The sequence below is a fragment of the Myroides injenensis M09-0166 genome (assembly GCF_000246945.1).
GTDB classification, from domain to species: Bacteria; Bacteroidota; Bacteroidia; order Flavobacteriales; family Flavobacteriaceae; genus Flavobacterium; species Flavobacterium injenense.
The window spans coordinates 1-12125 of the sequence record NZ_BAEX01000096.1; the positions used below are offsets into that span (position 1 = coordinate 1).

The following is a 12125-nucleotide window of genomic DNA, read 5'->3' on the forward strand; positions in this document are numbered from 1 at the left end:
AATATAATTTATCTATATCACTTCTCGATAAAAATTCATTAGCAATATTATATTTTGATTCTCCGCCATGTGTAATAACTAGCAATAACATCTCTGTTATTTTGGCTTCCATATATACTTTCTTGAGCATACCTGAATAGTTATTACAAACTAAATCATTCAACAGGCTTTTCATTTCAGGTAACATCATAACATTACCTGAATAGGTACTCTCCCTGTCCTTATACAATGACTTTCCAAAATCTCCAAGTACTTCGAGATCGCCACCAAAAATACGTTCTAAAAAATCCATTGTAAATTCTATTCCAACAGAATGGTAAGCTCCCTCAACTGGATTAAAGGCTAAAGATCCGTCAAGATAAGGCAAGTGAAAAAAGCTAAAGCAACCTGTAGAGGTTGATAGCAGATGCTTATTATTAGATTGGTAGAAATGATCTCCTTGCAACAAAAAAAACAATTCTATGTGTTTATTTTCACGAATAACATCTTTTTGTTGTCTGTTTTTATGCTGCAACGAAACATGATCAATATGGACTTCTCCAGCATCTAATAATTGTATTTTTCCTTTAATTCCATGCTCAGCAAAGCCACTACTGACATCTATAGTTGTTTCTTTTACATTATCTTTCATCTAACTAACATTCAAAACAATAATTCTTCATTAATATTTACTATTGTCGCAACCCTTCAAAAGTACAATTAATATTCAATATGACATTTATTTTCATTTGTAGTAATACATATTTAAACAATAATTATCGTAAGAAATATTCAGTGACATATGATGTAAATGTAATTACATCCTAAAATAGCTATATCAAAAAGTCAGTTACTGATAAGTATTAAATTAAACGTTAAATAAACCTAATTTATACATATTAATTATATTATATTCAGTATATTCGGAATAAATCTAACAATATTTCATTATGAATATAGCACCAATCAGAACAGAAGAGGATTACCACATGGCAATGATAAGGATACAGCTGCTAGAAGCTGCTAAAGAAGGTACCCCAGAAGCAGATGAATACGAAGTTCTAAATATTCTTATAGAACACTATGAAAGGGAAAATGCTCCAATGGGAATGCCTGATCCACTTAGTAGTATTAAGATATTTAACGAATTTTTCAATGAAAATACTGAGCATAAACATACAAAAGGTAAAACTGAAGATGACGAATAATAAACAAAACAACCACTTAAAATTTTAAGTGGTTGTTTTGTTTATTATGTGATTTACATTTAAACCAGTTCTTTAATTTGTAGTTTTTTAATGTAATGTATACTAATACATAGTATAAGTTTTATTATTCTAAACAATTAACCAATAGTAATCTTAAAAATTACTTGTAGCGTTAATACTGTAATAACCTTGGTTTTTCTGTGTTGTCTTCCCCCTTTTATCTATAATAATTATTTATATTTGTAGCGATTTATAACAATATGTATTAAAAATAAGCATAATGAACACAGACGAAAATATTCACGACGAAATGGGAGACAACCACATCTCAAGCAGTGATGCTACTCCATTAAGAAGTGATGCGTTTGACCGCACGGATGACGAAAAAATAGCAATAATTAGAAAAGACGTTGAAAATATTTTAAACACGTTAGGACTAGATTTAAATGATGATAGTTTAAAAGGTACTCCTAATCGTGTAGCTAAAATGTTTGTAAAAGAAATCTTTGGAGGTTTAAATCCTGCAAAAAAACCAAGTTCTTCTACGTTTGACAATAAATACAAGTATAATGAAATGCTTGTAGAGAAAAATATTGTTGTATATTCTACTTGTGAGCATCACTTACTTCCTATTGTAGGTCGTGCACACGTAGCCTATATTTCAAATGGTACTGTTGTAGGACTTTCAAAAATGAATCGTATTGTAGATTATTATTCAAAAAGACCTCAAGTGCAAGAACGTTTGACAATTCAAATTGTAAATGAATTAAAACGAGTATTAAATACAGAAGATGTAGCATGTATTATCGATGCAAAACACTTATGTGTTAACTCTCGCGGTATCCGTGATATCGAAAGTAGTACAGTTACAGCAGAATTTGGAGGAAAATTCCAAGATGAGAATGTACGCAGAGAATTTTTAGAATACATCAAATTAGAAACTAAGTTCTAATATCATTAAATAATCCTTTAAACTATGGCATTATATCAAGAGCAACAATTAAAAGTTTACAACTCCTTATCAGGAGAAAAAGAAGTTTTCGTACCTATCCATGAAGGAAAAGTAGGAATGTATGTATGTGGACCTACTGTTTACAACTATGTACATTTAGGAAACTGTAGAACTTTTATCTCTTTTGACTTGGTATATCGCTATTTAAGACATTTAGGTTATCAAGTACGTTATGTTCGTAATATTACTGACGTAGGTCATATCGTTGACGATGTTGATGAAGGAGAAGATAAAATTGCTAAAAGAGCTCGTATTGAACAAATAGAGCCAATGGAGATTGTACAAAAGTACACTGTGAATTTTCACAATATTCTTAAACAATTTAATAATCTTCCTCCTAGTATTGAACCTACTGCAACTGGGCATATTATTGAACAAATAGATATCATTCAAGGTATTATCAATAATGGATTTGCTTACGAAGTAAATGGTTCCGTTTATTTTGATGTTGAGAAATACAACAAGTCAAAACATTATGGAGTATTAAGTGGTCGAAAAATAGAAGACTTACTTTCTAATACACGTGATTTAGATGGTCAATCAGATAAGAAAAACCCTCTAGACTTCGCTCTTTGGAAAAAAGCAGAACCACAACATATAATGCGTTGGCCTTCTCCTTGGGGAGATGGTTTCCCTGGTTGGCATTTAGAATGTACAGCAATGAGTACGAAATACTTAGGAAAGCATTTTGATATTCACGGAGGAGGAATGGATTTAAAATTCCCTCATCACGAATGTGAAATAGCTCAAAATGAAGCTTGTACAGGAAATACGCCAGTTAATTATTGGATGCATGCTAATATGCTTACGCTTAATGGTAAAAAAATGGCAAAATCAACAGGAAATAATATATTGCCAAATGAATTATTTTCTGGAGAGAACAACATTTTGAGCAAAGCCTTTGCTCCTGCTGTAGCTAGATTTTTTATACTACAAGCACATTATAGAAGTATCCTTGATTTTTCTGATGATGCTATCAATGCTTCAGAAAGAGGTTATCATCGACTAATGGAAGCAATTAAATCAATAAAAGATTTAAAAGTTTCTACAAATTCTTCAGTAGATATCGCAAAATGGAAACAATCATGCTACGATGCAATGAATGATGACTTTAACAGTCCTATTTTAATTGCAAATCTATTTGAAGCGGTTAAGATGATTAATCTTATAAAAGAAAATAAGGAAACTATTTCGGCAAATGACTTAGCAGAATTATCAGCTACAATGCATGCCTTTACTTTTGATGTATTAGGACTGGAAGATACTGAAACTACTAGTGCTAATAATGAAAAATTAGAAGGTGTAGTTAATATGCTTATTCAAATGCGAAATGAAGCAAGAGCTAACAAAAATTTTGCAATGTCTGATCACATAAGAGATGAGCTTGCAAAAATAGGTATTCAGTTAAAAGACGGAAAAGAAGGAACATCTTTTACAATTTAAAATAATAAAAGCTATAAGGGTCTCCTTATAGCTTTTTCTGATTTAAATCATGATTAGAAAAATATTAATATTTCCATTTGTTCTTTTAGTTAGGTTTTATCAACTTGCTATATCTCCCCTATTTCCACCTGCATGTCGATATAGTCCTACGTGTTCTCAATATACACTTGAGGCTTTAAAGAAACACGGGCTTTTTAAAGGAGGTTGGTTAGCTATTAAAAGAATTGCTAGCTGCGGCCCCTGGGGTGGTAAAGGATATGATCCTGTACCTTAATCAATCTTACCTAAAATATCTTTTATTTAGATATTTTTTATTTACTTTTATCCTTTAACACTACTATTTATGACATTACATTCATTAAACATGATATGGAATCCTTCGGAAGGATTTGATTTAGGATTTATAAAACTGCGTTACTATAGCTTAATGTTCGTTGTAGCCTTTGGATTAGGTTGGTTCATAATGAAAAAAATATATGATCGCGAAGGAATAAGCGTTGATAAATTAGATAAACTATTTATATATACAGTCCTTGCTACACTAGTAGGAGCTCGTTTAGGACATGTGTTTTTTTACGATTGGGACTATTACAAAGACCACTTATTTGAAATCATTTCGCCTGTGCGCTTTTCACCTAAATTCGAAATAGTAGGCTTTAGTGGTCTGGCAAGTCATGGAGCAGCGATAGCTATTATCATTGTGATGTATTACTACAGTAAGAACATTATCAAAAAACCAATATTATGGATATTAGATAGAATTGTAATTCCTGTTACAATAGGTGGAGTATTTGTTCGTTTTGGTAATTTCTTTAATTCAGAAATTGTAGGTCATCCAACTACTAGTTCATTAGGAATTCGTTTTATTAGAGATGAGTATTCACCAAGAGAAGCAATACAAGCAACAGGAATAAACGATTATAACCAAGCCTATTTAGCTATACAAAACGATCCTCGTTTTTCAGATTTATTAGCTAATGTGGTAGCTAAACATCCTACCCAATTATATGAAGCATTTGGTTACATTATTGTATTTGTAATTTTATATTTCCTCTATTGGAAAACAGATGCTCGTAAAAAACTAGGCTATATATTTGGTGTATTTTTAGTATTATTATGGGTAGTGAGATTCATTATTGAGTTTATGAAGAGTAAACAAGGTGGTATAGAAGACACTTTAGGGCTTTTCTCTACTGGACAGTGGCTAAGTATACCTTTTATCATAGTAGGAGTTTATTTGTGGCTTACAGCTAAAAATAGAAAATACGAATAATTATATATATTGTATAAAAACAAAGAGCGCTGATTTTAAATTAAATCAGCGCTCTTTGTTTTAAACACTATTATCTTCTGCTCTTTTTAAGTCTCTTAACCTTAAAAGTAGTTTCTACATTATATGTTTTCCATACCAATATTTAAAAAAACATAATGCTAGTTTAATAACCATGTAAATGCTTTCCTGTCACGATAAGACTATATGTCTCTATTATAAACATCTTTTAATAGAAGCAATATTGAACAGCATACACACAACAAAGACTTATGTATTACTAGTTGATATCTAACTGCATTATAATTATATCGATAATATTTTATTTTCCAATATTCTTAAATATAAAATGTCTTAATTAGTAATAAGATGTAATTAGACAAATAAAGGTTAAAGTGAGATATAATAATTTAAGTAATTGCAATATAACTATAAGACGACACAATACACTTAAAATGAAAAAGGCAGCCTTAGTAAGGCTGCCTTTTCTTTCATATTCTAAAGACCAGAATTAAGCTTTCTCAGCTGCTAATTCTTCTTGTGCTTCTTTATGTCTTCTCTCAATTTCTTCTTTATCTTTCTTAGGCATAGTATCTACTAATACTGGTGTTGCCAAGAATAAAGATGAATAAGTACCTACTATAATTCCAATAAGCATTGCAAATACAAATCCTCTAATAGAATCACCACCAAAGATGAACATAATCAATAATACTAAGATTAATGTCAATGAAGTATTAATTGTTCTAGATAATGTTGTATTTACAGAGTCATTAACGATCTTATTGAAATTTCCTTTCGTTTTCCCAGCGATGTATTCACGTACACGGTCAAATACAATTACTGTATCGTTCATAGAATATCCGATAACTGTTAAGATAGCAGCAATAAAATGTTGATCTATCTCCATATGCCAAGGCATAAATTTATAAGTTAACGAATACACTCCTAATACGAATATAACGTCATGGGCTACAGAAACAATAGCACCTAATGAATACTGCCATTTACGGAATGATATAACTAAGTAAATAAAGATAGCAACCATAGATCCTAATACTGCCCAATAAGCATTCTGCTTAACGTCTTTTGCCATACTTGGACCAATTTTAGAAGCTTGAATTACACCTAAAGTTTTACCTTCAGTAGCATTTACAAATTCATTGTAAGTAATATCTTCTGAATAATAACCTTTCAGTCCTTCATAAAGCTTTTCATTTACTTCTTGATCAACTGCTGCTCCCTCTTCATCTACTCTATACTTAGTAGTAATTTTCAATTGTTCTTTATTACCAAATACTTTTGCCTCAACACTTACTCCAAATACATCACCTAGTTTTTCACTAACTTCATTTGCAGTTACAGGTTTATCGAATTTAACTTGGAAAGTACGACCTCCTACGAAATCAGTTCCTTCATCAAAACCATTAGTAAAGAATGATACAAAAGAAACAATAACAATAACTGCTGAAAGTCCATAAGTAATTTTCTTAACTTTTAAGAAATCAAAATGGAAATTAGTAAACCAATTTTTAGTTACTGAAGTACAGAATGCTAACGTTCTTCCTGCTTTCAAATCTCTATCCATAAAGATACGAGCGATGAAAATAGAAGTAAATAATGAAGTAGCAATACCTATTAACAATGTAGTGGCAAAACCTTTGATAGGTCCAGAACCAAATGCAAATAAGATTACACCAGTTAAAATATGAGTAACGTTTGCATCTACAATCGGACGCATAGCACCATGCCAGCTATATGATTCTTTAATTGTTTCTGCCAGACTCATTCCCTTACGAAGACACTCTTTGGCTCTCTCGTAAATAATAATATTAGCATCAACTGCAGTACCCATTGTAAGAACAATACCTGCAATACCAGGTAAAGTCAATACAGCACCTAAACTAGCTAAAATACCGAACATAAATAATAAGTTCGCTAATAAAGCAATATTAGCATACCATCCAGCTCTTCCATAGTAAAATGCCATCCAAGCTGCAACTATAATTAAACCAGCTACAGCAGAAAGCATACCTGCGTCAATTGCTTGTTGTCCTAATGAAGGCCCTACAATTTCTGACTGAACGATATCTGCACCAGCAGGTAATTTACCAGCTCTTAATATATTAGCTAAATCTTTTGCATCTGCAATTGTAAAATCTCCTGAGATAGAAGATCTACCACCAGAAATAGGACCATTAGTTACTCCTGGAGCTGAATAAACAATATTGTCTAAAACAATAGCAATATTTGATTTTTCTGTATAAGCTTTTCCAGTTAACTCTTCCCAAATCTTAGCTCCTTTTGGACTCATTGTCATCCCTACAACAGGACGGCTAAATTGGTCAAATTCATCTTGAGCCCCAGTAATAACACTTCCACTTAAAGGAGGAACGCCATCACGATTAGTTTTTAATGCATATAACTCTACTAAATCCTGAGCTTTTTTACTAGGTTTACCCCAAGCAAAACGAACATATTTTTGATCAGCAGGTAACATATTACGTACATCAGCACGTTTTAAATAAGCATTTACTTTTACTGTATCTTTTGTTTGAAAATATCCAATAATTGGACTTTCTGGGTGACCTCCCATTGCAAACAAATCTAATAAAGGACCTTGAGATTGTGTTTCTGCAGAAAGACTATCCTTGTTTGCACCTAATAAAGCATCAATTTCAGATGTTGATTCTTTAACTTCTTCTTTCGCAACTTCTTTTTTCTCAGTAGTTTTTAAATACTCATTAGCTGTTACTAAAAAGTTAGCAACATCTCCTGATTTATAAGTCTCCCAAAATTCTAATTGAGCTGTACTTTGTAATAAATTTTTAATACGGTCAACATCTTTTGCTCCAGGTAATTCTACAAGAATACGTCCTGTATCACCAAGCATTTGAATATTAGGTTGACTTACACCAAATTTATCTATACGCTCTCTAAAAACTCGATAAGCACTTTCGATAGATTCTTTAACTTTTTTGTTCAAAATAGCCTTAACTTGACTATCTGACATATCAACTGTAATTTCGCTTAAATTTCTATTCGCAAAAATATCAGCTGAAGCTAATTTTACCGTACCATTTGAAGCTTTTTCAAATGCTTGATAGAATCCATCTAGATAGCTTTGATTACCTTGACGCATTGATTCTGCATCAGCTAAAGCTTTGTTGAAAACAGCATTTTTTGAATTATTTGCTAATCCTTTTAGGATATCTTTAATAGAGATTTGTAATGTAACATTAATCCCTCCCTCTAAGTCTAAACCTTTATTGATTTGCTTAGCTCTTACTTCATTAAATGTTTGTCCTAAAAAAACCTTTTGGCTACCAATAGAGTCTAAGTACTGTAATTCTTTTGTAGAATCACCATCAGCATAAGCTTTCGCCTTTTTCTCATAATGGTTGGTAACAAAGGTGAATGAAAGCTGGTAAACACTTACCAAAGCAAATATAATTGCAAAAAATTTAACGAGTCCTTTGTTCTGCATTATTACTTAAATTAATTATTTATTATTTTAAAAACGAGCAAATATAAAATATGCAATAGGATTAACCAATATTTTTATTAAGAATATCTCTAAAATATAGGTTTTAATTTAATATTGTTTTGTAAGAAACAAAAAATTACCCTAAAATATTTGTTAACTCTTTATTTGTTTCTTTTATTGCTTCAACACTACTATTAAATTTTTCTTGTTCTGAAGCATTTAATTTTAACTCGACAATTTCTTCCAAGCCATTTTTCCCTATTATACAAGGAACACCGATAAATAAATCTTGATGGCCATATTCCCCCTCTAATAATACAGAACAAGGTATCATTTTCTTTCTATCATATAATATGCTGTCTACCAAATTAGCAACAGCAGCCCCAGGTCCGTACCACGCAGAAGTTCCTAAATATTTAGTTAATGTAGCTCCTCCTACCATTGTAGATTTTATTATTTCCTCTTGCTCTTCCGATGTTAATAAATCAGTCACAGGAACTCCTTTATAAGAAGCTAAATTAATTAAAGGTAACATTGTAGTATCCCCATGTCCTCCAATAACCATTCCTTCTATTTCTAAAATAGGCTTATTTAATTTTTGACTTAAGAAATATTTAAATCTAGAAGAATCTAAAGCTCCCCCCATACCTATTACTCTATTTTTAGCAAGTCCAGAAATTTTAAGAGCAGCTAATGCCATAGTATCTAATGGATTTGTAACAATAACAAAAATAGCATTAGGTGAATATTTTAAAGTATTTTCAATAACAGATTTAACAATACCAGCATTGGTACCAATTAGCTCTTCTCTGGTCATTCCTGGTTTACGTGGAATACCTGATGTAATTACTACCACATCACTATTAGCTGTAGTACTATAATCATTAGTACTACCTTTTACTACAGTATCAAATTTTGAATTAGGTGCACATTGCATGATATCCATTGCTTTTCCTTCAGCTAATCCTTCTGCAATATCTAAAAGAACAACTTGGCTTGCAATTTGTCTATTTGCCATAACTTCTGCACAAGTAGCTCCTACATTACCTGCACCAATAACAGAAACTTTCATATCTTTTATATTTTATTTAGTTAAAAAAAAAGGTCAACATAATAAATATGCCTGACCTTTTTTCAATTAATATTAAACTTTACTAAGCATCAATTTTTGCATAAGTTGCATTTTGCTCAATGAACTCACGACGTGGTGGCACTTCATCTCCCATTAACATTGAAAATACGCGATCAGCTTCTTGAAGGTTATCAATAGTTACCTTTCTTAAGATACGGTGCTCTGGATTCATTGTAGTATCCCACAACTGTTCTGCATTCATTTCTCCAAGACCTTTGTATCGCTGTACTGTAGCTCCACTACCCATTTGTTCCATTAATTCAATACGCTCCTCATCAGTCCACGCATATTCCTTTTTATTACCTTTTTTCACTAAATAAAGAGGAGGAGTTGCAATGAACACGTGCTCATTTTCTATCAATCCTCTCATGTATCTAAAGAAGAATGTCAAGATTAATGTAGCAATGTGACTACCATCGACATCGGCATCACACATGATTACAACCTTATGATAACGTAATTTTTCTAGATTTAAAGCTTTACTATCTTCCTCTGTACCGATAGTAACCCCTAAAGCAGTAAAAATATTTCTAATCTCTTCGTTTTCAAAAACTTTGTGCCCCATAGCTTTCTCAACATTCAATATCTTACCTCTCAAAGGTAAAATGGCTTGAAAATTACGGTCACGTCCTTCTTTAGCAGTTCCCCCCGCAGAGTCTCCCTCTACTAAGAACACTTCACATAATTTTGGATCTTGCTCTGAACAATCTGAAAGCTTCCCAGGAAGACCACCACCTACCATGACAGTTTTTCTCTGTACCATTTCTCTTGCTTTCTTAGCAGCATGACGAGCTTGAGCAGCAAGAATAACTTTCTGTACAATGATTTTAGCATCATTTGGATGTTCTTCTAAATATGCCTCTAACATCTCAGCTACAGCCTGACTTACCGGCGATACTACTTCTCTATTCCCAAGTTTTGTTTTTGTCTGTCCCTCAAATTGAGGCTCCATAACTTTTACAGAGATAATAGCTGTCAATCCCTCGCGGAAATCATCACCAGTAATTTCAAATTTTAGCTTTTCTAATAATCCTGAAGCATCAGCATATTTTTTTAACGTACGAGTTAACCCCATACGGAAACCTTGTAAGTGAGTCCCTCCCTCGTGAGTATTAATATTATTCACGTATGAATAAATATTTTCAGAATAAGTATCATTATAGATTAAGGCAACTTCTACAGGAACTTCTCCTTTATCCGTTTCCATTGAAATTACATCTCCAATAATAGGAACACGGTTACCATCTAAAAACTTAATAAATTCTTTTAAACCATCCTTAGAGAAAAACACCTCACTCTTAGGCGTACCATCTTCATTTATTTCCCTTAAGTCAGTTAAAGTGATAGTTAAACCTTTATTTAAGAAAGCTAACTCTCTTAATCTTCCAGCAAGCGTCTCATAAGAGAACTCTGTAACTTGCGTAAAAATAGTTGGATCTGGATGAAAAGTAACTTGAGTACCTTTTTTATCTGTTTCACCTACTACTTTAACTGGATATAAAGCTTTACCTTGAGAATACTCTTGCTCATAAATCTTTCCATCTCTAAATACAGTAGCTTTTAATAAATCAGATAAAGCATTAACACATGATACACCTACACCGTGCAACCCTCCTGAAACTTTATAAGAATCTTTGTCAAATTTTCCACCTGCACCGATTTTTGTCATTACAACTTCTAATGCAGATACACCTTCTTTTTTGTGTATATCAACAGGAATACCACGACCGTTATCTTGAACAGTTACTGAATTATCTTCATTAATAATGACATTAATTGTATCACAATATCCAGCTAATGCCTCATCAATTGAGTTATCCACTACCTCGTATACTAGATGATGTAAACCTCTAACACCTACATCTCCGATATACATTGAAGGACGCATTCTTACATGTTCCATTCCCTCAAGAGCTTGAATGCTATCTGCCGAATAATTATTCTTATTTGTTTCTTGGCTCATAATTATTTTTCTAAAATAAGTAACGTACAAATATACATTAATTCAAGTACTTTATCAAGCTATACACCCCATATAAAGCAACTAAAATACTATTAAAATGAAAAAAGGCGTATGATAAAATATCATACGCCTTTTTATTTCTTATTCCTTAACTATTCTAAGTAATTCACTTTAAACTCACAATTATTAAAAATAAAAGTGTCATTAAGTTTCTTACCCAATAATTCTTTCGCAATCGGTGCATCTACAGAAACTGCCAGCACAGATTGTTCATCTACATTTATCTTTGGTAATGCTGCTGAAAAAAACAACATCACTGAGTTTATTTTTACCACACTACCAAACTCTACTTTTTCGCTTACTTTCTCTGCATCTATTCTTGATATAATATCGCGTATTTCTAAATTCTCTTTTATTTTACTACTGATATTTTCTTGTTCCAAATGCATCATAGATAAGGCAGTTTCATGCTTATCTCCTGCAGAGCTTTTAGCATCATTTTGAGCATCCAAAGACAGATCATCTACCATAGACTGAAAAGCATCAATCTTATCGTTTAATCGCTCCAGACAAATTTCTTTTAGCTTCTTCTTTAAAGTCATCATTCTAATTTTTAGAAATCCTTTTAATT

Annotated in this window: 10 protein-coding genes; 5 read left to right on the top strand and 5 right to left on the bottom strand. The window is 31.9% G+C overall.

The features are described from left to right. A partial coding sequence (locus RH98_RS13195; protein ID WP_010255755.1) for a hypothetical protein occupies positions 1-631 on the bottom strand: 631 nt, incomplete at its 3' end. Between the two features lie 298 nt (positions 632-929). On the opposite strand from RH98_RS13195, the gene RH98_RS13200 reads away from it, so the two are divergent. The 5 genes from RH98_RS13200 to lgt all read left to right on the top strand — a co-directional run bounded on the left by RH98_RS13200 (position 930) and on the right by lgt (position 4915). Further along, positions 930-1187: a hypothetical protein gene (locus RH98_RS13200; RefSeq protein WP_010255757.1), complete on the top strand. Its 258-nt coding sequence runs from the start codon at positions 930-932 to the stop codon at positions 1185-1187. A 280-nt stretch (positions 1188-1467) separates the two neighbouring features. Then, positions 1468-2139, top strand: coding sequence for a GTP cyclohydrolase I FolE (folE, locus tag RH98_RS13205; RefSeq protein WP_010255760.1), 672 nt, complete (start codon positions 1468-1470; stop codon positions 2137-2139). Between the two features lie 24 nt (positions 2140-2163). Continuing rightward, positions 2164-3642, top strand: coding sequence for a cysteine--tRNA ligase (gene cysS, locus RH98_RS13210; protein ID WP_010255761.1), 1479 nt, complete (start codon positions 2164-2166; stop codon positions 3640-3642). A gap of 49 nt (positions 3643-3691) precedes the next feature. Then, positions 3692-3916: a membrane protein insertion efficiency factor YidD gene (gene yidD / locus RH98_RS13215; protein WP_010255763.1), complete on the top strand. Its 225-nt coding sequence runs from the start codon at positions 3692-3694 to the stop codon at positions 3914-3916. 69 nt (positions 3917-3985) lie between these two features. Then, a complete protein-coding gene (gene lgt, locus RH98_RS13220; protein ID WP_010255766.1) occupies positions 3986-4915 on the top strand; it encodes a prolipoprotein diacylglyceryl transferase in 930 nt (309 codons plus the stop codon). A 508-nt stretch (positions 4916-5423) separates the two neighbouring features. Here the strand turns inward: lgt and secDF are convergent. From secDF to RH98_RS13240, 4 genes are all read right to left on the bottom strand, one after another. After that, complete coding sequence (secDF, locus tag RH98_RS13225; RefSeq protein ID WP_010255768.1) at positions 5424-8399, bottom strand: protein translocase subunit SecDF; 2976 nt, start codon at positions 8397-8399, stop codon at positions 5424-5426. A 136-nt stretch (positions 8400-8535) separates the two neighbouring features. Further along, a complete protein-coding gene (gene mdh / locus RH98_RS13230; RefSeq protein WP_010255771.1) occupies positions 8536-9471 on the bottom strand; it encodes a malate dehydrogenase in 936 nt (311 codons plus the stop codon). 82 nt (positions 9472-9553) lie between these two features. Then, positions 9554-11494 carry a DNA topoisomerase (ATP-hydrolyzing) subunit B gene (gyrB, locus tag RH98_RS13235; protein ID WP_010255775.1) on the bottom strand — a complete coding sequence of 647 codons (1941 nt, stop codon included), beginning with the start codon at positions 11492-11494 and terminating at the stop codon, positions 9554-9556. Positions 11495-11646: 152 nt separating this feature from the next. Beyond that, the coding region (locus RH98_RS13240) for a GreA/GreB family elongation factor (RefSeq protein ID WP_010255778.1) at positions 11647-12125 on the bottom strand (479 nt) is incomplete at its 5' end.